This is a genomic window from Salinispora sp. CH2A1_6 (genome assembly GCF_056820975.1).
Genome location: NZ_JBXEDG010000003.1, coordinates 1,094,021 through 1,115,303 on the forward strand (window position 1 = coordinate 1,094,021; position 21,283 = coordinate 1,115,303).

General features: G+C 71.6%; 18 protein-coding genes. 12 read left to right on the plus strand and 6 right to left on the minus strand.

All coding sequences use genetic code 11. The features are described from left to right. The first annotated feature begins 26 nt into the window (after positions 1-26). Together AC1UKG_RS10050 and AC1UKG_RS10055 are read left to right on the plus strand one after the other, a co-directional pair. Positions 27-1,286, plus strand: a complete 1,260-nt coding sequence (locus AC1UKG_RS10050) for a DNA polymerase IV (RefSeq protein WP_026271234.1) — start codon at positions 27-29, stop codon at positions 1,284-1,286. 114 nt (positions 1,287-1,400) lie between these two features. Further along, entirely contained in the window at positions 1,401-1,796 is a 396-nt protein-coding gene (locus AC1UKG_RS10055; RefSeq protein ID WP_018730718.1) for a DUF3040 domain-containing protein, read from the plus strand. Between the two features lie 53 nt (positions 1,797-1,849). Here the strand turns inward: AC1UKG_RS10055 and AC1UKG_RS10060 are convergent, their stop codons facing one another. Genes AC1UKG_RS10060 through AC1UKG_RS10070 form a run of 3 tightly spaced genes read right to left on the minus strand, consistent with a single transcriptional unit; the run spans position 1,850 to position 6,672 of the window. After that, positions 1,850-4,306: a transglutaminase TgpA family protein gene (locus tag AC1UKG_RS10060; protein WP_018742841.1), complete on the minus strand. Its 2,457-nt coding sequence runs from the start codon at positions 4,304-4,306 to the stop codon at positions 1,850-1,852. 16 nt (positions 4,307-4,322) lie between these two features. Further along, positions 4,323-5,618 (minus strand): DUF58 domain-containing protein, encoded by a 1,296-nt coding sequence (locus AC1UKG_RS10065; RefSeq protein WP_018813703.1) that lies wholly within the window; start codon positions 5,616-5,618, stop codon positions 4,323-4,325. 1 nt (position 5,619) lies between these two features. Further along, positions 5,620-6,672, minus strand: coding sequence for an AAA family ATPase (locus tag AC1UKG_RS10070; protein ID WP_018740050.1), 1,053 nt, complete (start codon positions 6,670-6,672; stop codon positions 5,620-5,622). A 337-nt stretch (positions 6,673-7,009) separates the two neighbouring features. Here AC1UKG_RS10070 and mbhE point away from each other — a divergent pair, with 337 nt between their 5' ends. The 7 genes from mbhE (at position 7,010) to leuS (ending at position 15,761) form a co-directional block, all read left to right on the plus strand. Then, a complete protein-coding gene (gene mbhE / locus AC1UKG_RS10075) occupies positions 7,010-9,760 on the plus strand; it encodes a hydrogen gas-evolving membrane-bound hydrogenase subunit E (protein WP_018813702.1) in 2,751 nt (916 codons plus the stop codon). Then, positions 9,757-10,080 (plus strand): sodium:proton antiporter, encoded by a 324-nt coding sequence (locus tag AC1UKG_RS10080; RefSeq protein ID WP_018730724.1) that lies wholly within the window; start codon positions 9,757-9,759, stop codon positions 10,078-10,080. Before mbhE ends, AC1UKG_RS10080 begins: the two co-directional genes overlap by 4 nt. After that, positions 10,059-11,543 carry a monovalent cation/H+ antiporter subunit D family protein gene (locus AC1UKG_RS10085; RefSeq protein WP_018742838.1) on the plus strand — a complete coding sequence of 495 codons (1,485 nt, stop codon included), beginning with the start codon at positions 10,059-10,061 and terminating at the stop codon, positions 11,541-11,543. Before AC1UKG_RS10080 ends, AC1UKG_RS10085 begins: the two co-directional genes overlap by 22 nt. Before the next feature lie 55 nt (positions 11,544-11,598). Continuing rightward, the gene (locus AC1UKG_RS10090) at positions 11,599-11,985 is read left to right on the plus strand and encodes a Na+/H+ antiporter subunit E (RefSeq protein ID WP_026271233.1); all 387 of its coding nucleotides are present in this window, start codon (positions 11,599-11,601) and stop codon (positions 11,983-11,985) included. Positions 11,986-11,988: 3 nt separating this feature from the next. Next, the gene (locus AC1UKG_RS10095; protein ID WP_018742836.1) at positions 11,989-12,246 is read left to right on the plus strand and encodes a monovalent cation/H+ antiporter complex subunit F; all 258 of its coding nucleotides are present in this window, start codon (positions 11,989-11,991) and stop codon (positions 12,244-12,246) included. After that, positions 12,243-12,599, plus strand: coding sequence for a monovalent cation/H(+) antiporter subunit G (gene mnhG, locus AC1UKG_RS10100; RefSeq protein ID WP_018742835.1), 357 nt, complete (start codon positions 12,243-12,245; stop codon positions 12,597-12,599). The genes AC1UKG_RS10095 and mnhG overlap by 4 nt, the downstream gene beginning before the upstream one ends. Before the next feature lie 297 nt (positions 12,600-12,896). Beyond that, entirely contained in the window at positions 12,897-15,761 is a 2,865-nt protein-coding gene (gene leuS / locus AC1UKG_RS10105; RefSeq protein WP_018813697.1) for a leucine--tRNA ligase, read from the plus strand. Between the two features lie 99 nt (positions 15,762-15,860). On the opposite strand, the gene AC1UKG_RS10110 is transcribed toward leuS, so the two are convergent. From AC1UKG_RS10110 to AC1UKG_RS10120, 3 genes are read right to left on the minus strand one after another with little or no spacing between them, the layout of a single operon-like run. Continuing rightward, positions 15,861-16,655, minus strand: coding sequence for a VTT domain-containing protein (locus AC1UKG_RS10110; protein WP_018813696.1), 795 nt, complete (start codon positions 16,653-16,655; stop codon positions 15,861-15,863). Further along, a complete protein-coding gene (locus AC1UKG_RS10115) occupies positions 16,652-17,374 on the minus strand; it encodes a glutamine amidotransferase (RefSeq protein ID WP_018813695.1) in 723 nt (240 codons plus the stop codon). Before AC1UKG_RS10115 ends, AC1UKG_RS10110 begins: the two co-directional genes overlap by 4 nt. Further along, the gene (locus AC1UKG_RS10120; RefSeq protein WP_018742831.1) at positions 17,364-18,611 is read right to left on the minus strand and encodes a Mur ligase family protein; all 1,248 of its coding nucleotides are present in this window, start codon (positions 18,609-18,611) and stop codon (positions 17,364-17,366) included. The genes AC1UKG_RS10115 and AC1UKG_RS10120 overlap by 11 nt, the downstream gene beginning before the upstream one ends. Positions 18,612-18,962: 351 nt before the next feature. Between AC1UKG_RS10120 and mraZ the strand changes: the two genes are divergently transcribed. From mraZ to ftsL, 3 genes are all read left to right on the plus strand, one after another. Next, positions 18,963-19,391 (plus strand): division/cell wall cluster transcriptional repressor MraZ, encoded by a 429-nt coding sequence (mraZ, locus tag AC1UKG_RS10125; protein WP_018742830.1) that lies wholly within the window; start codon positions 18,963-18,965, stop codon positions 19,389-19,391. 204 nt (positions 19,392-19,595) lie between these two features. Next, a complete protein-coding gene (gene rsmH / locus AC1UKG_RS10130; protein WP_033663615.1) occupies positions 19,596-20,702 on the plus strand; it encodes a 16S rRNA (cytosine(1402)-N(4))-methyltransferase RsmH in 1,107 nt (368 codons plus the stop codon). After that, complete coding sequence (ftsL, locus tag AC1UKG_RS10135; protein WP_018742828.1) at positions 20,692-21,282, plus strand: cell division protein FtsL; 591 nt, start codon at positions 20,692-20,694, stop codon at positions 21,280-21,282. Before rsmH ends, ftsL begins: the two co-directional genes overlap by 11 nt. The last annotated feature ends 1 nt before the right edge of the window (position 21,283 follow it).

Sequence of the window (21,283 nt, forward strand, 5' to 3'; positions counted from 1 at the left end):
GGGACACCCGCACTAGCCTTCCGGGTATGGGCCGCAGCCAGTCGTTGCCGCGCGGCGGCGACCCACGTTTCGGGCCGGACGCCGATGACTCCGGATGTCGAGTGCTGCACGTTGACATGGACGCGTTCTTCGCCGCTGTCGAGGTGCACCGCCGGCCGGAGCTGCGCGGGCGGCCGGTCGTTGTCGGCGGGCTCGGGCCGCGGGGGGTGGTCAGCTCGGCGAGCTACCCGGCCCGACGGTACGGCATCCACAGCGCGATGCCGACCGCGCGAGCCCGGGCACTCTGCCCGCATGCGGTCTTCCTGGCACCCGATTTCACCGCCTACACGACCGCCTCGCGCAGGGTTATGCAGATCTTCCGGGATGTCACCCCGCTGGTGGAGCCGCTCTCCCTGGATGAGGCCTTCCTCGACGTGACCGGCGCCCAGCGGCTGTTCGGCCCGCCGTCGACGATCGCCCAACTGATCCGTGAGCGGGTGGCGACCGAGGTGGGGCTCACCTGCTCGGTCGGGGTGGCGTCGAGCAAGTTCGTCGCGAAGCTCGGCTCGACGCGGGCCAAACCGGACGGGCTGCTGGTGGTGCCGATCGCGCGGGTGCTCGAATTCCTGCATCCGCTGCCGGTGGAGGCGCTCTGGGGGGTTGGGGAGCGGTCGGCCGAGACGCTGCGCCGGCTCGGCCTGGTCACCGTCGGTGAGCTGGCACGGGCGCCGGACGGGATGCTCCGTCCGGCGCTCGGTACTGCCGCGGCTCGGCACCTGCACGAGCTGGCGTGGGGGCGAGACCCGCGGCGGGTCACCCCGGAGCGGGGGGAGAAGTCGGTCGGTGCGGAGGTGACGTTCGACGTTGACGTGACCGATCGGCGGGAGATCCGCCGGGCCCTGCTCGGGCTCGCCGAGAAGGTCGGTGCCCGGCTGCGCCGCTCCGGCCAGGTGGCGCGGACGGTGGCGCTGAAGGTGCGGCTGGCCGATTTCCGTACCGTCAGCCGCTCCCGCAGTCTCGATGTTCCGACCGATGTTGGTCGGGAGATGTTCGACACCGCCTGGGCGCTTTACACCCTACTCGACCCTGGGGAACCGATTCGGCTGGTCGGCATCCGGGTCGAGCAGATCCTGCCCGTCCGGGACGCACCTCGGCAACTCGTCCTCGGCGAGCCTGCGCGGGGATGGCGGGAAGCCGAACGCGCCGTTGACGCCGCCGCGGCCCGTTTCGGACGGTCCGTCATCGGTCCAGCCAGCCTGTTGCGCGCCCGTGACCAGCACCTGGGGGAAAATCAGCGCCGGCCATAGGTCGTCCCGCTTTCCGAGGCGCGAGGGCCCTCGTAGACTTGCGGGTAAGCAGCTGGTTGGCTGCCACGGTCTGTCGGCCGCCCGGGCCGACCAACGTGACCGGGGAGGAGTGCCGTGCCGCTCTCGGAGCACGAGCAGCGGCTGTTCGATCAGATCGAGCGGTCGCTTGCCGAGGACCCCAAGTTCGCCTCGGCCGTGCGCGCCAGCGACCCGCGTTTCCACGCGCGGCGTCGTCTGCTCATCGCCGCCGGCGTGGTCGTCGTCGGCCTGTCCCTGCTGGTTTACGGCGCGGTGATCAAGACCCCGCCGCTAGCGGTGGCGGGTTTCGTCGTCATGTTGGCCGCGTTGGGTTTCGGGGCGCAGTCACACCGGCGGTCGCAGTCCCCCGACCTGCATGTCGTGGGTGGGACGACGACGCGTCGCCGGCCCCGTGGTCGGTCGGGTCGTCGACCGTCAATTCTGGACCGGATGGAGGACCGGTGGCGGCAGCGCCCAGAGGGGCGCCGGTGAGCTCTTGACCCACACCCGCCCCAACCGGTCGTCGCCGGTTGGGGCGGGTGTGGTCAGCGGGGGTGGCGGTCGGCGAACAGCCGACGTGGGCTCCAGCGTAGGGTCGCGGCCCGGAGCCGACCGTAGGACGACACCAGGCGGGCCGAGGCGTCTGCGACGCCGACCCGCCAACGCAGCATCATCGACGGGGGCAGGACTGCCGCCAGCAGGCGCGTGCGGCGGTTGGATCCCGCCACGAGCGCGGCCCGGACCCGGCGCAGGGCCGGCAGCAGCGGCTCCCCGGGGCGCGGATCCGGGGCATAGCGGGCGAGTTCCTCGGCCCGGCCCAGCAGCCGTACCGCCGCTGTGGCCTCGCTGTCCGCCGGGAAGGTGTCTCGGGCGAGCCGACTGGCGGTGGCGCGCGGCGTCTCCGCCCGGTTGATCCGTTGCCGGAAGTCCACCAACGTGTCCAGCAACTCGTCCCAGGCCGCGTGCGCGTCGGCCCGTGCCCGGTCCGCGTCGGCCAGCACCACCATGCGCTGGTCGCCCGAGGACATCTCACCCGTGGCCACCCCAATCGGCACAGCCGACGGTATCCGACTGCCACTGCGCCGCCGGCGTAGGGCGGACCGCTGTAGCGCCGGGGCGGTAAACAGCAGAAGCAGGGCCAGCACCCCGATCACCCACCAGAGCCAGGACGCCCCGGTCCGGGTGGGGATGCCGGTGCTACTCGACCCCCCAGACAGCTCTTCCTCCAGCCCTTCTTCCAGCTGGTTCTGACCCGTCCCGGAACCCGGGTCCGCCGGCCCCGCTGTCGCGCTCGGCTCCGGGGCAACCTCCTCCTCCACCTCAAGATCGGGGGCCCAGTCGGATCGGATGGACCCCGGCACGCCGTACGCGGGAGTGGCATCGAACGGAACCCAACCGAACCCGTCGAAGTAGACCTCGGTCCAGGCATGCAGATTACGGTTGGTCAGTACGTAGACGTCACCGTCGGACTTGGTGCCGGTGGTGAACCCGAAGGCGACCCGAGCCGGAATGTCGGCGGCCCGAACCAACCACGCCATCGCGGCGGCGTACTGCTGACAGAACCCGACCTTGTTGGCGAGGAAGTCGACGATCTCCTGACCGCTGGTGCCCCCCTCGGTGCTGAGGGCGTAACTGAACCCGTTCTCGGTGGCGAAGTGGTCATAGATGGCCCGTACCTTGTCGTACTCGGTGCCTTGGTCCCGGGTGAGCTCCTGCACCAACTCCTCCACCGCGGGCACCGTCGGCGTGGCTGTCTGCCGGCGGAGGCTGTGCTCGACCGGGAGCGGGCGGGCCTGCCGCAAGGCCGTCGGGGAGTAGGTCGACTGCACGTACTCGAACTCGTAGCGCTTGCCCGACGAACGCTCCCGATTGGAGAAGACGACCTGTTGGTCCGGGTCGTAGGACCATCTGCCGTTCAGGTTCAACCGCGCCAGCTCGGCGTACACCGGCAGCAGCGGCATGTCGAAACTCTCCGTCACCTCCACCGTCGCCTGGTAGCGGGCGCGGGTGACTCCCTCCCGCTCCGGCACGGTCGGATTGAACTCCCGGTTGGCCGATGGGCCACTGGGAGACCGCGGCCGGAAGCCGTCGCTGCGCAACTGGTCGGCAGAGCCGAACCGGAGGTAGGCGGGGGACGGCGCATTGGTGGTCACCTTCACCAGGTCAGTGATCTCGCCCTGGTTGAGCTGGCCCCGCAGGGCCGAGAAGAGGTCAACCTGGCCGGTGGTACCCCGGCCCGCTCCACCTGTGCCCTCCCCGCTACCCGAGCCGAATCTGTCGAGTAGGTCGCCGGTCATCCCCGGCACCGCCAGCGGCAGCAGGACCGCGACCGCGACCCCCATCGCCGCGAGCCGGCGACCGGCGGCGGCAAGCGGGGAGGCCTCCCACCCTTCCACCCCCCGACCGTCGCCGGTGAATCGCCGGCCGAACCGCCGGACCCGGTCGACGTTGTCGGCGGCCAACAGCCACAGGTAACCGGCCGCGCCGATGACGAACGGCAGCGGCGGGACACTGTCCACGTAGATGGCCACCGGGACCGAGTAGATGGCCAGCATCGGCAGGCCGGCGAGCGCGGGCCGGCGCAGCCCGACCGCCATCAGATCAACCAGCACGGCGACCCCGCCGATGCCGAGCACGGTGAGGAAGAGCATCGGGTCGGTGTCGGGCACCTTCACGCGGTAGGTGCGCATGTCTACCAGCGACGCTTCCGCCAGCGCCCCGAAGTGCCCGATGGTGGCCGGGGTCGGCACCACGCCCAGCAACTCGGCACCGGAGGGGAAGAGCCACGTCAGGGCGAGCAACAGGCCACCGAGCATGGCGAGCACCTGCCCCCACCGCGGGGCGCGCCCCAGCCGGGCCAGGGCGGCCACCGCGGCCACCATCGCGACCGCCATGGTCGACTGGACCAGCCAGGTCCAGCGGTCGAAGACGGCCGACAACGGCGCCGCGGCGAGCAGGGTCGCGGCGGCAGCGACCAAGCCGAGGTTCCGGTGGGAGTTCATCTGTGCGGCCTCCGGTTCATCGTCTGCTCGCCACGGTCTCGGCCGACGCGGCCCGAACGGCGAAGCCCTGCGAGCCCCGGCCGGCCTGCGGCCACAGGACCGGCAACCGGGAGCCGCGGTCTACGCCGATCACTCGCCAGCCACCTCGTACCAGCGCGAGCGCGGCGGTGCCGTACGCGTCGTCGGCCTCGGCCCGGGCACTGTCCGGCAGGGTGAGCCAGGTGGAGCTGTTCTGTAGCAACGCCACGCAGGTGGTCCCGTTGCCGCGGAGCGCGGCCAGCAGTTCTGCCTCAACGGTGCTCAGTGTCCCGAACAGACCGATGATCAGACCGCCGGTGACGTGTTGCCGAACCGCCCGGACCAGCGTGGCGATCTCAGTCCGCTGGTCGAGACGCGCGTCGGCGAGGTTGTCCAGGAGGAGTCCGTGCCCGGTCGCCTCCGTCGCGTCGATGTCCGTACCGGAGCCGGTGAGCAGCCGTAGCCGATAGCCGCTCTGGCGCAGGTGCACGGCGATGCTTGCGGCGGCGGAGACCGCCCACTCGAAGCTGGCCGTCGGCCCGTCACCGCAGTGCCCGTACGCCCGGGTGTCCAGCAGCACGGTGGCGCGGCTCTCCCAGGGCTGCTCCTCGCGCCGGACCATCAGTTCACCGGTGCGCGCGGTGGACTTCCAGTGCACCCGCCGTAGGTCGTCGCCCAGCCGGTACTCCCGGGTCGCCGCGTCGTCCTCGCCGTGCACCGCGACCGACCGGGCCCGGCTGTCGCCACTGCCCGCATACTCGCTGGGAAGCCGGACCGTGGGCAGGGGAGTGGCCTGCGGGACCACCGTCAACTGGTCGGTGCCGGGGAAGGCCCGGGTTACCTCGCACAGACCGAACGGGTCGGCTATCCGGACCGTCAGTGGTCCGATCTTGTATCGGCCGCGTACGTCGGCCCGCACCGTGTACGCCACCGAGCTGGCCTGCTGCGCGCCGAGCCGGTCCAACACGACCCGGGGCCGGCTGCCCAGTGCGTACGGCAGCCGGTCCTCCAGCAGGAGCGTTCCGGTGGGCAGGCGGGACAGGTTCTGTAGGCGCAGCACCACCCGGGAGCTGGCGCCGGCGGGTATGCGCTCTGGCTCCAACGAGCGATTGCAGGCCAGCTTGTACCGGCTGCGGCCGACGTAGAGCGCTGCCAACAGCGGCAGGACCGTGAGCAGTACCGCGACCCGGAGCAGGTCCCGCTCACCGAGGATGATGGCCGAGATCCCCGCCGCGACCGCCGCGGCGAGGAAGGACCGGCCCCGCGTGGTCAGCCCGCGTAGCCCGTCGCGCACCTCACGCCCTCCGCGGCTCGTACGGGGCGCGGGCGCTGTCGGTGGCGGGCCGGGTGTCGTACGAGGAACGCCGGCGCTCCTGCGGCAGCGGCAGCCGGTGCACCAGATCGGAGACGATCGTGTCGGTGGTGCGTCGGGCCAGCTGGGCGTCGGCGGTCGGGATGATCCGGTGCGCCAGCACCGGTACGGCCAGTACCTGCAGATCGTCGGGGAGGACGTAGTCGCGTCCCTCGAGCGCGGCGACCGCGCGCGCGGTGCGCAGCAACTGGAGGGTCGCGCGGGGCGACGCGCCGAGGCGGAGGTCGGGGGCCTCTCGGGTGGCGGTGACCAGCTCCACCGCGTACCGCTTGACCGCGTCGGCGACGTGAATCTGCCGGACGTGGGTGATGAGTCGGTTGACGGTGCTGGCATCGGAGACCGGGCGTAGCGACTCCAGCGGGTCGCTGGCCCCGTGCCCGTCGAGCATCGCCAGCTCGGCCCCGGCATCCGGGTACCCCATCGCGATCCGGGCGGTGAAGCGGTCGCGCTGGGCCTCCGGCAGCGGGTACGTGCCCTCCATCTCGATCGGGTTCTGGGTGGCGACCACCATGAAGGGCGTCTGCAGCGGGTAGGTCACGCCATCCACGGTGACCTGTCGCTCCTCCATGCACTCCAACAGCGCTGACTGGGTCTTCGGCGAGGCCCGGTTGATCTCGTCGCCGACCACCAGGTTGGCGAAGACCGCGCCGGGGCGGAACTCGAAGTCGTGCGTCTCCTGGTTGTAGACGCTGACCCCGGTGACGTCGCTGGGCAGCAGGTCGGGGGTGAACTGGATGCGGCGTACCGAGCAGTCGATCGAGCGTGCCAGCGCCTTGGCCAGCTTGGTCTTGCCGACTCCGGGGACGTCCTCAATGAGTAGGTGGCCCTCGGCGAGCAGAACGGCGAGGGCGAGCTGCACGGTGGCGGTCTTGCCCTCGATGACCTGTTCGATATTCGCCACGATGGCGTCACCGGCGGCGCGGAACTCATCGTGTGGCAGCAGACCGCCCACCTCGTCCCGGGTCTGTTGGGTCACGGACGTCCTCCTCGTCGCCTCGACGGCGGCTCCGTTCGGAGCGGCTGAACCGCCGTTGGTTCGCGTGGTCACGCGCGAACCTCATCTGCCGCTGAAATCTCACTGGCCTCTCAGGCTAGCGATGTTTGTCACCGCAGCCGACCGCCACCGGTGTTCCATCGCATACGTCCGGATTATTCGTCCGTCGGTGGAGGTGTCGAAGGGCACCGAACGGGTAGTCCGCAGCCCCGACGCGGTCGGTGGAGTGACGCGGTCGGTGGAGTAGGGAGAAGGCGATGGCAGCCGTGGCGGGGCCGGGTGCTCGTGGGCGACGCCGGCCCGGCTGCTGCGGGCCGGCATGATTCTCGCTGTCGTCCTCGGCGGGCAGTTCCTCCTCGCCGCCGTAGCGCCGGTGCTGACCTGGTGGTTGGGGCGAAACGCCGGGTACGTGCTCGCCGTCGGCTACCTGACCGGGGCGGGATTGCTCCTCTCCCAGCGTCCCGCGCTCCTCGCCGACCAGGCGATCATCCTCAACTGGCCGTGGCTACCGTCGCTGGGGATCTCCGCGGAGCTGCGGATGGACGCGCTCAGTCTCATTTTCGCCCTGCTGGTGCTGGGAGTGGGCGCGTTCGTGATGGCGTACTGTCCGCGCTACCTGAGCCCGGGCAGCCGGCACACCCGGGTGTACGTGACGATGACCCTCTTCGCCGGGGCGATGCTGGGTCTGGTGCTCGCCGACGACCTGCTGCTGCTGTTCGTCTTCTGGGAGCTGGCGAGCATCCTGTCGTTCGTCCTCATCGGGCAGGACGGTCGCTCGGAGGCTCGCGGGCCGGCGATCCAGGCCCTCGTCGTCACCACCACCGGTGGCGTGGCGCTGCTGGTGGCGGTGGTCGTGTTGATCGCGAGCTTCGGCACCAGCGATCTCCAGCTGATCCTGGCCGATCCGGGCCGGCTGGCGACCGGACCCGCCTGGGCGGCGGGCGCCCTGGTGATCTTCGCGGCCATCACGAAGTCGGCGCAGGTGCCCTTCCACTTCTGGCTGCCCGGTGCCATGGTCGCCCTCACCCCGGTCAGCGCCTACCTGCACGCCGCCACGCTGGTGAAAGCGGGCATCTACCTGCTGATGCGCTTCTCGGCGCTGTTCGGCGGTCGGTGGCCCTGGGACCTCACGCTGATTGGCCTCGGGCTGCTCACCGCGATCGTCGGCGCGGTGTTGGCGCTGCGCCAACACGATCTCAAGGCCCTGCTCGCGTACTCCACGGTGAGCCAGCTCGGCCTGCTGGTCAGCGTCATCGGCGTCGGCACGCCCGCCTCGGACGCGGCGGCGATCCTGTACACGATCGCGCACGCCCTGTTCAAGGCGACGCTGTTCATGTTGGTGGGAATCATCGACCGCCAGGCGGGCAGCCGGGACATCCGGGCCCTGTCCGGGCTGCGGCGGTCGATGCCGATCACCGTGACGCTAACCGTGTTGGCGGCCATGTCGTTGGCCGGTCTGCCGCCGACGATCGGTTTCGTCGGCAAAGAGGCGATCTTCGAGGCGCTCGTCACGGTGGACGAGGTGCCCTTGCTCGGGTGGGTCGCCGCCGGCTTGGCGGTGCTCGCCGCGACGCTCACCTTCGCGTACGCCGCGCGGCTGGTGCACGGTGTCCTCTCCGGCCCGACCCGGCAGCGTGAGCTGCACGAACCGGCCTGGTCGTTCCTGGCACCGGCAGCTGTCGCAGCGCTTCTCGCCACCGCCCTCGGCCCCGTCGTCGCCCTCCTCAGCCCGATGGTGGAGCGGGCCGCCAGCGATGCCCGGCCCCAGGGGCCGGCGCCCTACCTGGCCTTCTGGCATGGCTTTACTCCGGCGCTCGGGCTCTCCGCGCTCACCGTCCTGCTCGGGACGCTGCTGTTCTGGTACCGGCGCCGGACCGATCCGGTGCTCGCGGCGATACCGACCACGCCTCCGTTCACCGGATACCTCGAGCGGTGGCGGCGCGCGTTGGTGCGCTTCGGGGCAGTCGTGGCCCGACCCGCCCAGGTCACGGCTCCCGCCCCCTACCTGGCCCGGCCGCTGCTCGCCGTGGTGGCGCTGGCGGCGGTCGCCGCGCTGCTCCTCGGCCCGCTACCCACCCGGCACCCGGATGCCACCCGGCCCGGGGACTGGCTCGTGCTCGGGCTGCTCCTGGTCACCCTCGCCGGCCTGGTCACCACCCGTTCGGCGCTCGCGGCGGTCGCGCTGACCGGTGCGGTCGGCCTGATCCTGGCAGTCTGGTTTCTCACCACGGGGGCACCGGACGTGGCGCTCACCCTGATGCTGGTCGAGGTGCTCACCACGGTGGTGGTCATGCTCGCCCTGCGGGGCCGGCCCGGTCGGTTGGTCGCGCCGGGCCGTCGGGTGGGGATCGGCGCCGGCATCGGGCTGGCAGTGCTCGCCGGGGTGGCGGCGACGGCGGCGACGGCGGCGTTGACCGGCCGCCGCGACCTCTCGCCCGTCGGCGACTGGTACCTGCGGGAGGCGTCCTCGGCGACCGGTGGGCAGAACCTGGTCAACACCATCCTCGTCGACATCCGGGCCCTGGACACCCTCGGTGAGGCGGTCGTACTCGCGGTGGTCGCGGTTGGGCTGATCGGGCTCGCCCGGCCGGCCGAAGCCGTACGGGATCGCCCCGACGCGGTACGGCATGCCGTCGATCCGGTGCTCGAGCTGGCGTACCGCGTGCTGGCTCCGGTCATGCTCGTTGCGTCCGCGGTGTTGTTCCTCCGCGGCCACCAGGAGCTCGGGGGCGGGTTCATCGCCGCTCTGCTCGCTGGTAGCGCGGTCGGACTCGGTCACCTGGCGCACCCGGCGGGAGCGCCGCTGCTGGGCCGGCTCCGGGGAGCGCCGCTGCTCACCGTCGGTCTGCTACTGGCACTCGTCGCGGGCTTGGTGCCGCTGGCCGGGGGCCTGGCCTTCCTGGCCCCGGTCAAGTTACCCCTGCCCGGCGTCGGTTCGGTGTCGTCGGCTCTCCTGTTCGACCTGGGTGTGTACCTGATGGTGCTGGCCCTGGTCGTGGCGGCGGTCCGTCGACTGGACAGCGCGCCCGCCGGTCCTGCGCCCGGGCCGGTTCGGGAGCGGGTCCGATGAGCGGGCCGCTGATCGTCGGGGTGCTGGTGGCGGCCGGCGTCTTCCTCCTGCTCCGCCCCGGGCAGCTGCGGCTGGTGCTCGGCTTCGTGCTGCTCGGGCACGCGGTGAACGTGCTCCTGCTGGCGGCTGGCGGGCTGCACCGGCGGGAGCCGCCGGTTGACGGCGGGGGCGCGGAGAGCGCCGACCCGCTGCCCCAGGCGTTCATCCTGACCGCCATTGTGATCACCTTCGGCATCACCGTCTACCTGCTGCGGCTGCTGCGCCGTGCCTCCCGGCGGGGGAGTCGACCACCGGAGACGTGGGACGGGGGGCCGCGGTGAGCATCCTGCTGATTGTTCCGGTGGCGGGCCCGCTCCTCGCTGCCGCCGTGCTGCTCGCTGTCCCCGACCGACTGGTGCTGCGACGGGTGGTGGCGCTGCTCGCTACGGCGGCCGTCATCGCGGTGGGTGTCGTCCTGCTGGTGGCGACCGCCGACGGCGGGGTTCCGGTGCTCCGGGTCGGCAACTGGCCGCCGGTGGTCGCGATCACCTTGGCGGCCGACCCGCTGAGCGCGTTGCTGGTCACGGTCTCGGCGATGGTGGTGCTGGCCTGTCTGGTGGCTGCCGCCGGGACCGGGGATGACCGCCGCCAGGCCTTCCTGCCGCTGACGATGGTGCTGTCGGCGGGCGCGTACGGCGCCTATCTCACCACCGATCTGTTCAACCTGTTCGTGCTGGTCGAGGTCATGCTCGTTCCGTCCTACGTGCTGCTGGCGCTCTCCGGCGGCCCGGGGCGGGCCGGCGCCGGCCGGGTGTACATCACCACCAGCCTGCTCGGCTCCACGATCCTGCTGGCCGGTGTCGGACTGCTCTACGGGGTCACCGGTACGGTCGGGCTCGCGGACCTCGCCGGTGTGGCCCGGGAGGTCCCCGCCGCCGCGGTCGCCGGCGGTGTCGTGCTGCTGGCATTCGCGCTCAAGGGCGCGCTCGTGCCGCTACACGACTGGCTGCCCCGCGCCTACCCGGTCGCGTCACCGGTGGTCGTCGCGCTCTTCTCCGGTCTGCTGACCAAGGTGGGGCTGTACGCGATCATCCGGATCTACGCCGTGTTGTACGGCGGTGACTCCGCGTATCACCCGTTGCTGGTGGCGGTGGCGCTGGCGTCCATGGTGATCGGGGTGCTCGGCGCGATCGGCGTCGGTTCGATGCGGAAGGTGTTGTCCTTCCACATGGTGAGCCAGATCGGGTACGTGCTGCTTGGGCTGGCCCTGTTCACCGCCGCGAGTCTCGCCGCCGCCATCTTCTACCTGGCCCAGTACGTGCTGGTGAAGGCGGCACTGTTCCTGTGCGCGGCGGCGGTGCGGGCCACCCGTGGTACCGACCGGCTGAGCCGGCTGGGTGGGCTGGCCTCGTCCAGCCCGCTGCTCGCGTTGGCCTTCGGCGTCGCCGCCCTGTCCCTGGCCGGCCTGCCCCCGTTCGGCGGGTTCCTCGCCAAGTTTCTGGTGCTGCGGGCCGCCAACGAGGTCGGTGACTGGCTCGTGCTGACGGTGGCGGTGCTGGTCAGCCTGGTGACGCTGCTGTCGATGCTGAAGATCTGGGGGGTCGCGTTCTGGGGTGAGGCGCCGCGGGCGGCCCGGGAAGGAACCGCCCGCCCCGGTCTGGCGCTGCTCGGACCGCCGTTGGCGCTCGGCGGGTGCGCGCTGCTGCTCGGGCCGTTGGGCGGGCCGCTGTTGCAGGTGGCCGACGCCGCCGCGGCGGGGTTGCTGGAGCCGGCCGGGTATGTGCGGGCGGTGAGCGGACGATGAGCGGCACGGTGTGGCGTTCGGTGCGCGACGTGGTGTGGTGGGCGGTGCGCGGACGATGAGTGGCGTGGTGTGGCGGGCCGCGGTCCGGGTCGCGCGGGTCGCGCGGTTCCTGGTCTGGTTCGCGGGGCGGCTGGTGCAGGCGAACCTGGTGGTGGCCCGGGAGATCGTCACTCCGGGCCTCGGGCTGCAGCCCGCGGTGGTCCGGGTTCCGCTGCGCGCCCGGACCGACACCGAGGTGGCCCTGCTCACGCTCTTCGTGACCCTGACCCCGGGCACCCTCGCGCTGGCGGTACGGCGGGACCCGCGGGTGATGTGGGTGCACGGCATGTACGCCGCGGACGCGACGGCGTTTCGCCGCGGCGTGGCGGAGCTGGAGGGGCGGCTGTTGGCTGCCGTCCGACCGGTCGGCGGCGGCCGGATCGGTAGTGAGGGAGGTGGGTGACGGATGCCCTTACTCGACGTGGTGCTGGTGGTGCTCGCCCTGTCGATGATCGTGGTGCTCGGCCGGCTGATCGTCGGTCCCACCGACGCCGACCGCGCCGCCGCGCTCGACCACGGCTTCTTCGTGTTCCTGGCGGCGGTGGCGGTGTTGGCGGTTCGGTTGGACGCGCCCGGACTGTTGGACCTGGTCCTCACCGGCACCCTGGTCAGCTTCCTGGCCACGGTCGCGTTGGCCCGCCTGGTGCACCGGCGGCGGCCGTGATCCGGCTGCTGATCGCCTCCGCGTTGCTGGTCATCGGCGCCGGCCTGATCGTGATCAGCTCCCTCGGACTGATCCGACTGCCCGATGTCTACAACCGGATGAACGCCGTCGCGAAGTCCGGCAGTCTGGGCCTGATCTGTGTCCTGCTGGCGGTGCTTTTGTTGCTGCCCGGCCCCCGGACGGTGCTGGTGGGCCTGGTCGCCATCGGGCTGCAACTCGTCTCGGCGCCGGTCGGCGGGTATGCCCTGGCCCGCGCCGCCTACCGGGCGGGTAGCCCGCTGGCCGACAGCACGCGCTACGACGAACTCGGTGGGCGGGTCCCCGCGACGCGCCGGCGGGCGGGCCGGAAATGACCGGCCGGGAGATGACCGGCCCGGGCAGGACGGGCCGGGATGGTTGGCCTGGGATGACCAGCCCCGGGTGGCCGCGGGCGCGCTCGCGGGTGCCGGCGGGGTAGACTCCGGGGCATGGCCGGAGTCTTCCTGCTTCTTACCGGGCCGTGCTGATGCGCTGAGCGCGCGACAGCACGGCGGCCCCTCCTGTGCGAGGGGCTTTTTTGTGCCCGTCGCCGGCCCGGTCCCGCCGGCGGGTGGCGAGCACCGAACCGACACCGCACGAGACCATCCGCGCCGACTGAAGCGAGGAGAGCCATGACTGAGGCAGCCGCACCGGCCAGCGAGATTCCCCCCTTCCGCTACACGGCGGCTCTGGCCGACGAGATCGAGCGCCGTTGGCAGGACACCTGGGAGCGCGAGGGCACCTTCCACGCCCCCAACCCGACCGGCCCGCTGGCCGACCCGGAGCATCCGCGGGCGGGAGCGGAGAAGCTGTACGTACTGGACATGTTCCCGTACCCGTCGGGTGCCGGGCTGCACGTCGGCCACCCGCTGGGCTACATCGGCACCGACTGCTTCGCCCGCTACCAGCGGATGGCCGGGCGGAACGTGCTGCACGCGATGGGCTTCGACGCCTTCGGGCTCCCCGCTGAGCAGTACGCGGTGCAGACCGGCACCCACCCGCGTACCACCACCGAGGCGAACATCGCCCGGTACAAGGCGCAGCTGCGCCGGCTGGGGCTGGCCCACGACGAGCGCCGCTCGGTGGCCACCATCGACACCGACTTCTACCGCTGGACCCAGTGGGTCTTCCTGCAGATCTACAACGCCTGGTATGACCGTGAGGCGGAGCGGGCCCGCCCGATCGCCGAGCTGGTCGCCGAGTTCTCCGGCGGTGCCCGGCGCACCCCCGACGGGCGACCGTGGGGTGAGCTGACCGACGCCGAGCAGCGGGCCGTCGTTGACCAACACCGGCTGGCGTACGTCTCGCAGGCCCCGGTCAACTGGTGCCCGGGGCTGGGCACCGTGCTGGCCAATGAGGAGGTCACCGCCGACGGCCGCTCTGAGCGGGGGAACTTCCCGGTCTTCAAGCGGAACCTGAAGCAGTGGATGATGCGGATCACCGCGTACGGTGACCGGCTCCTGGACGACCTGGAGAAGCTGGACTGGCCCGAGCCGATCAAGCTGATGCAGCGGAACTGGATCGGCCGCTCGATCGGCGCACACATCGAGTTCCCCGCCTCGGCCTCGGATCCGGACTCGGGGGGCGAGCAGCGGATCAGCGTCTTCACCACCCGGCCGGACACGATCTTCGGCGCCACCTACCTGGTGCTGGCGCCCGAGCATGACCTGGTGGACGAACTGGTACCGACGGCCTGGCCGGCGGGGGTTCCCCAGTCCTGGACCGGCGGGCAGGCCAGCCCACGGGCGGCGGTGGCGGCCTATCGCAAGGTGGCTGCGGCGAAGACCGACCTCGAGCGACAGGCCGAGACGAAGGAGAAGACCGGCGTCTTCATCGGGGCGTATGCCACCAACCCGGTCACCGGGGCCCAGATTCCGATCTTCATCGCCGACTACGTGCTGGCCGGCTACGGCACCGGCGCGATCATGGCGGTTCCCGGTCAGGACGAGCGGGACTGGGCCTTCGCCGAGGTGTTCGACCTGCCCATCGTCCGTACCGTCCAGCCGGCCGAGGGCTTTGCCGGTAAGGCGTACACCGGGGACGGTCCGGCCATCAACAGCGCCGTACCCGCACGCGGCCTGGACCTGAACGGCCTGGGCGTCGTCGAGGCCAAGGCCCGGACCATCGCCTGGCTGGAGGCGGAGGGCCACGGCTCGGGCGCGGTGACCTACCGGCTGCGGGACTGGCTGTTCAGCCGGCAGCGGTACTGGGGTGAGCCGTTCCCAATCGTGTACGACGAGACCGGCGCCGCCATCGCCCTGCCGGAGGAACTGCTGCCGGTCGAGCTGCCCGAGGTGGATGACTTCTCGCCCCGCACCTTCGATCCCGCGGATGCGGAGTCGAACCCGGAGACGCCGCTGTCGCGACGGCGGGACTGGGTCGAGGTGGAGCTGGACCTGGGTGATGGTCCGAAGCGCTACACCCGGGAGACCAACGTGATGCCGCAGTGGGCCGGCTCCTGCTGGTACGAGCTGCGCTACCTGGACCCCACCAACACTGACCGCTTCGTCGACCCGGAGACCGAGCGGTACTGGATGGGTCCGCGCGGCGAGGGCGACTGCGGGGGCACCGACCTGTACGTCGGCGGCGCCGAGCATGCCGTACTGCACCTGCTCTACGCCCGGTTCTGGCACAAGGTGCTGTACGACCTGGGGCACGTGTCGAGCTTCGAGCCGTTCCGCAAGCTGTTCAACCAGGGCTACATCCAGGCGTACGCGTACACCGACGCGCGTGGGGCGTACGTGCCGGCGGAGGAGGTGGTCGAGCGCTCCGGCGCTTACTACCTGGGCGAGGTCCAGGTCAACCGCGAGTACGGCAAGATGGGCAAGTCCCTGCGGAATGTGGTGACACCGGACGAGATGTGTGCCGCCTACGGGGCGGACACCTTCCGGGTGTACGAGATGTCGATGGGCCCGCTGGAGGTTTCCCGCCCCTGGGAGACGCGGGCTGTGGTGGGGTCGTTCCGGTTCCTGCAGCGGGTCTGGCGGGCGATTGTGGACGAGCGCACCGGCGCGTCCCGGGTGGTGGACGCCCCGGCCGACGAGGCGACCCGCCGACTGCTGCACCGGATCGTGGACGGGGTCCGGGGCGACATGGACGCGATGCGGTTCAACACCACGATCGCGAAGCTGATCGAGCTGACCAACGCGGTGACCCGGCTGCCGGAGACGTCGCGGGAGGTGGCCGAACCGCTGGTGCTGATGCTGGCGCCGTTTGCTCCGCACGTCGCCGAGGAGCTGTGGCGTCGGCTGGGCCACGAGACCTCGCTGACCTACGCCGACTTCCCGGTCGCCGACCCGGCCCTGCTGGTGGCCGAGTCGGTGACGTACCCGGTGCAGGTCAACGGCAAGGTGCGGGGTCGGATCGAGGTGCCGGCCGACGCGGCGGAGGAGACCGTCCGGGCGGCGGCGCTGGAGGCGGTCGCCGCCTCGCTGGCTGGCAAGGAACCCCGCAAGGTCATTGTGGTCCGGGGCCGAATGGTCTCCGTCGTGGCCTGAGGTCCGCTCGTCAGCCCGCACGGCTGATCATGGAGTTGTGGTGCCGGTGGGTGCCGGTCTGGTGAGCGCCCGCCCCACCACAACTCCGTGTGCGTGTGGTCAGCGCCGGCTACGAGTCCGCTCTGGGGTGCCTGCCGCCCTGGCCCGCTCGGCGCGCCACCAGCGGTGGACGAGCACCGCGCTCGCGATCAGGCCGAGCCCGGCCGGGGCCGCGGCGAACCAGTTGACCTCGCCGGGCGAGGCGACCGCGGCGCCGACGGCGGCATATCCGAACGCGGTCGGCGCGGAGGCGACGACGCTGCCGACGAGGAACGGCAACACCCGCGCCCCGGTGGTGCCGTAGCCGTAGCTGACCAGGCCGAATCCGGCGATCGGCAGCAGTCGTACGGTGACGACGCCGAGCACGTTCTGGCGGGTGAACCAGCCGTCCAGCCGGGCTAGCCGACCGCGAATCCGGTCGGCGACGAACTCCCGACCGAGGAACCGACCGACCATGAACCCGATGGCAGCTGCCAGTAGGGCCGCGCCGAGCGCGTACGCGGCCCCCTCCACCGCGCCGAAGAGGGCACCGGCGGCCAGGGTGATGAAGGTGCGGGGGACCAGCGCGACGAGCAGGAGCGCTCCGCCACCAATCGCGGCGACCGGGGCGTACCCGCCCAACTGGTCGGCCAGGTGGGGCAGGGCGGTCGGGTCCGGGCGGGGAACCACGAGCAGCGCCACCCCGAACCCGGCGAGCAGGAGCAGTAGCAGACCGAACCGGCCGGCCGCCGGGTCCTGTCCCCGCCACCAGCGGGGCGGGTAAGCAGGGGGGTGCCGGCGGTCGGGGCGGCGGGGGGTGCCCGGATCGTGGTGGCCGCCGCGGGGGGTGGTGTCGCGGCGGCCGTCGTGGGTCATGGTCGGGCGGCGGCGGCTACTGCGGCGTGGCGTTCGGCGCGGAGCCGATCCGACCAGGTGTCGTCCAGCGGGGGGAGCTGGTTGACGCCGACTGCCCAGCGCAGCAGCAGGTCGGCCAGGGCCGGGTTGCGAGCCAGGGCTGGTCCGTGCGAGTAGGTGCCGAGCAGCTTGCCCCGCCAGGCCCCTTCGGTTCTGGTGTCGTTACCGATCCCGGCGGTCACCTGGGCCAGCGGAGACACCTCTGGGCCGAGGTGGGTACGCCCACCGTGGTTCTCGAAACCGGACAGCGGCGGCAGACCCAGCCGTGGGTCGATGTTGCCGGCCAGTTCGCCGATGGCGCGGGAGGGGCCCCGGTCGGAGGAGAGGTCCAGCAGCTCCAGGCCGGCGTACTTGGTGCCCTTGGCGAAGAATGAGGAGCCGAGGATCTGGTAGCCGGCGCAGACGCCGAAGACCACCGAGCCCTGCGCGACGGCGCGGTGCAGGCCCCCGTCGGCGATGAGCCGCTGCGCGCCGAGCGCCTGGGGGCCGTCTTCGCCGCCGCCGACCAGGTAGATATCGGCGGTTGCGGGCAGCGGTTGGTCGGAGCGGACCTCCAGCACCTCGACCGGGTAGCCGCGGCGCTGGGCGCGGCTGGCCAGAATGAGTGCGTTGCCCCGGTCACCGTAGGTGGAGAGCAGATCGGGGTAGACCCAGACGATGCGCAGGCTGTCAGAGAACACGGTCCAACTCCGCTCGGATGTCCTGGAACGCGGTGTAGTTCGCGATGACCTCCAGCCGGCCCGGTGGGACCGACTGGATCGCCTCGGTGAAGGTGCGTACGTGCTGGAACGGCACGTTGTTCACGTCGAGTCGGACGGCCAGGTCGAACGCCCGGTCGCCGGTGATGAGCACCTGCCGATCCCGCAGGGGGCTGAAGTCGACGTCAAAGAGCCAGGAGGTGTCCAGCCCGTCTGGGTCGCGGGCGTTGATGGAGAGCAGTGTCGGTGCCTCGTCGGCCATGTCGAACGCCTCCAGCCAGCTGGCCGGGTTCTTCGCCAGCAGCAGGCGGATCAGCCGTCCGGCTCGCTCGACCTGGGCGTACCGGCCGGCGATCGAGGTGACTGAGCTGAGCTGGAGTACGGCGTCAACCGGTCGTACGCCGAATTCCGCCGCGACGGCGAGGGCGGTGGCGGCGTTGCCGAGATTGACCGTGCCCGGGAGTTGGAGCTGGACCTTGTGCCAGGCGCCGGTCGGGTCGATCACGCCGTCGTCCTCGACGGACCACTGCGGCTGCGGTCGGCGCAGCGGGCAGCCGGTGCACCACCACTGGTTGTCCTGCCGGGCGATGGTCGAGCCGCACTCGGGGCAGACCCAGGAGTCGTCGTGCCAACGTTGGCCCGCGCTGAACCAGACGACCTGGGGCGGGCTGATCCGCTGGTCGTGGTTGGCCGGCGGGCTGGCGGCCCAGACCACCATCGGGTCGTCTGCGTTGGCGATGACCCGCAGCTCGGGGTGGCGGATCAGCGCCGCCCGCCAGAGCTGCGCCATCATGGCGACCTCCCGGGCCCGGTCCAGCTGGTCGCGGGAGAGGTTGAGGAGCGCCACCACGTGGGCGTCGGTGGCGTCCAGCACCTGTGCGAGGTAGTGCTCGTCCACCTCGAGTACCGCGTACGGGGTGCTGCCGGCCTTGGCGAGCGCCGAGGTGTGCCCGGTGGGCATGTTCGCGCCGAAGGAGTTGGTGGCGACCTTGCCGAGCACGCCGACTGCCGCGGTGGCGAGTCGGGTGGTCGTGGTCTTGCCGTTCGTGCCGGAGATCAGGGCGATGGCGCGGCCCGCGGCGAGGTGCGCGAGGAGTTCGGGGTCGATTTTGAGGCCGATCCAACCACCGATGACCGAGCCGTCCCCGCGGCCTGCGGCCCGCGACAGGGCCGCGGCGGTCCGCGACACAGAGCTGGCCACCTTCGCCCGTAGGGGCATTCTCGCGTCCGTCACGCGAGCGAGGTTACTCCACCGGTGGGCTCTCCAGATCGCTGCTGGGGCGGAACGCTTCGGCTCGTTGTCCGGCGCGGCCGGGTGCATCGGGGCGGGGAGAGGGGTCGATCTATGTCGGACGGTGGGCGGTCGCTGGGGCGGTGCCGCCCTCCACTCCGCTCCACCCGCTTTGACGTGCGGTTTTGGCGGGGCGGCAGCCGCGCCACGCGGGCGTTTCTGGTTGCGGGTGGAGGGAAGTGGAGTAGAGTGGGGCCCGATGGTGCGGCCGGGAGGGCCCACCGGCCCGGGGGTCAGCGGCGCCGCGAACGCCGCTTGAAGGGCGAGGGGGTTTGGGCCGTGTTCCTCGGCACCCACACTCCGCGCCTGGACGACAAGGGTCGGCTGATCCTTCCGGCGAAGTTCCGGGATGAGCTGGCGGGGGGTGTCGTGATCACCAAAGGGCAGGAGCGTTGCCTCTATGTCTTCCCGACGCCGGAGTTCCAGCGCATCGCGGACCAGTTACGCGCGCAGCCCATGACGCACAAGGCGGCCCGGGCCTACAGTCGGGTCTTCTTCGCCAGCGCGCACGACGAGGTTCCCGACCGGCAGGGTCGGGTGACAATCCCGGGTCACCTGCGGGAGTATGCCGCACTTGACCGGGATCTGGTGGTGATCGGTGCGCACACCCGGGTGGAGATCTGGGACCGGGTCGCCTGGGACAGCTACCTCGCCGAGAGCGAAGACGAATTCGCTGACATCGAGGAGGGGGTGCTGCCCGGTCTGTAGGCGCGACGGCGCCTGGCGTACCGCGAGATCTCCAGCCGCTTTGAGTTCCTGGCATCCCTTCCCCGGTGCCAGGCGCGCAATCCGATCGGGGGCCGTTGCCGGAAGGCGGGCGGGAGCGGATGGGGATCTGGTGGTACGACGGCGGGGGGACCGTCCAACGACAGGCACGGCACGACAGACGGGACGGGAGCAGTGGGGGGCGACATGGGGGAATTGCGCGGTGCGCATGTGCCGGTGCTGCTTGAGCGCTGTCTCGAGCTGTTGTCTCCCGCGCTGGACCGGACGGATCAGACGGTCTACGTCGATGCCACGCTGGGGCTGGGCGGGCACGCCGAGGCGATCCTGACGGCACATCCGCGGACCGTGCTGGTGGGGCTGGACCGGGATACCGAGGCGCTGGCGCACGCCCGCGTGCGACTGGCCCGCTTCGCTGACCGGGTCCACCTGGCGCACGCCGTCTACGACGAGTTGCCCGAGGTGCTCGATCGGCTCGGCCATCCGGTGGTGGACGGGATCCTCTTCGACCTCGGGGTCTCCTCGTTGCAGCTTGACGCGCCCGACCGCGGGTTCGCCTACGCGCAGGACGCCCCGCTGGACATGCGGATGGACCAGAGCCGGGGAGTGACCGCCGAGGAGGTGGTCAATTCCTACTCGCACCCGGAACTGGCCCGGGTGCTGCGGGTCTACGGCGAGGAGAAGTTCGCGCCGCGGATCGCGTCGGCGATCATTCGGGAGCGGGAACGCACCCCGATCACCTCGTCGGCGCGGCTGGCTGAGTTGGTCCGGCAGGCGATCCCCGCGCCGGCCCGACGCACCGGTGGCCATCCGGCAAAGCGAACCTTTCAGGCGCTGCGGATTGAGGTGAACCGAGAGCTGGCGGCGCTGGAGTCGGCGCTGCCGGCGGCGCTCGACCGGCTCACCATCGAGGGCCGGATGGTGGTCCTCTCCTACCACTCGTTGGAGGACCGGCTCACCAAGGTGGCGCTCGCGGACCGGGTCCGCAGCAAGGGTCCGATCGACCTTCCGGTCGAACTGCCCGGGACCGGCCCGACCTTCCGGCTCCTCAGCCGAGGGGCGGAGCTGCCGGGTGAGGCGGAGGTCGCGGTGAACCCTCGGGCCGCCTCGGTGCGGCTGCGGGCCGCCGAACGGCTCGACCCGACCCTGCAGCAGCGCCAGCGTACCGACCGCGAACGGTACCGGCGGCGGGTCCAAGCGATGCACCAACCGGGGACGGGGGCGGCCGTGCGGCGGCCTGCCTCGGGGGACGACGGGACAGGGACGGATGATGAGGGGGAGGGACATGACGATTGACAAGCGCGACCGCCGGAACGGGGCCGGCGGCGGGCAGCGCACACCGCGGCCGGGGGGCCGGGTCGCGGCGGAGCGGGCCACGCGTACCGGCACCCAGACGCCCCCGGTGGGGCGGCCGGGGACGACCCGCGCGCGGGACACGCGTGCGTTCCCGACCCAGGGCACCGCGGCGCTGCGCCCGAGCGCGCGGACTGTCAACACCCGAACGACTCGGCTGCGGGTGGCGCCACCGGCTCCGGTATCGGTGCCGCGGGCCCCGTTCGCCGCGTTGATCGTCGTCCTGGTGGTCGGCGGGGTGCTCGGCATCCTGTTGGTCAACACCAAGATCAACGAGAACGCGATTCGGCTGTCTCAACTCCAGAAGGAGCAGGCCACCCTCAACCTGGAGCAGCAGCAGCTGAACCAACAGATCACCGAGGCGAAGGCGCCGGGCAATCTACTCGAAGCCGCTCGCAAGCTTGGTCTTGTCGAGCTCGAGCCGGGTTACATCCAGCTCCCCGACGGCGGCGCGGCCATTGATGTGCCGCAGCCGGGCAGCGGGCCCGCGTCGGGGGTCGGCCAGCCGGGTACCGGGGGGTAGC

Coding starts and splice junctions, on each gene's coding strand:
- AC1UKG_RS10050 (WP_026271234.1), top strand. CDS start 27: ATGGGCCGCAGCCAGTCGTTGCCGCGCGGCGGCGACCCACGTTTCGGG.
- rsmH (WP_033663615.1), top strand. CDS start 19,596: ATGGGGGAATTGCGCGGTGCGCATGTGCCGGTGCTGCTTGAGCGCTGT.
- leuS (WP_018813697.1), top strand. CDS start 12,897: ATGACTGAGGCAGCCGCACCGGCCAGCGAGATTCCCCCCTTCCGCTAC.
- AC1UKG_RS10060 (WP_018742841.1), bottom strand. CDS start 4,306: ATGAACTCCCACCGGAACCTCGGCTTGGTCGCTGCCGCCGCGACCCTG.
- AC1UKG_RS10120 (WP_018742831.1), bottom strand. CDS start 18,611: ATGCCCCTACGGGCGAAGGTGGCCAGCTCTGTGTCGCGGACCGCCGCG.
- ftsL (WP_018742828.1), top strand. CDS start 20,692: ATGACGATTGACAAGCGCGACCGCCGGAACGGGGCCGGCGGCGGGCAG.
- mbhE (WP_018813702.1), top strand. CDS start 7,010: ATGATTCTCGCTGTCGTCCTCGGCGGGCAGTTCCTCCTCGCCGCCGTA.
- AC1UKG_RS10080 (WP_018730724.1), top strand. CDS start 9,757: ATGAGCGGGCCGCTGATCGTCGGGGTGCTGGTGGCGGCCGGCGTCTTC.
- AC1UKG_RS10110 (WP_018813696.1), bottom strand. CDS start 16,655: ATGACCCACGACGGCCGCCGCGACACCACCCCCCGCGGCGGCCACCAC.
- AC1UKG_RS10090 (WP_026271233.1), top strand. CDS start 11,599: ATGAGTGGCGTGGTGTGGCGGGCCGCGGTCCGGGTCGCGCGGGTCGCG.
- AC1UKG_RS10095 (WP_018742836.1), top strand. CDS start 11,989: ATGCCCTTACTCGACGTGGTGCTGGTGGTGCTCGCCCTGTCGATGATC.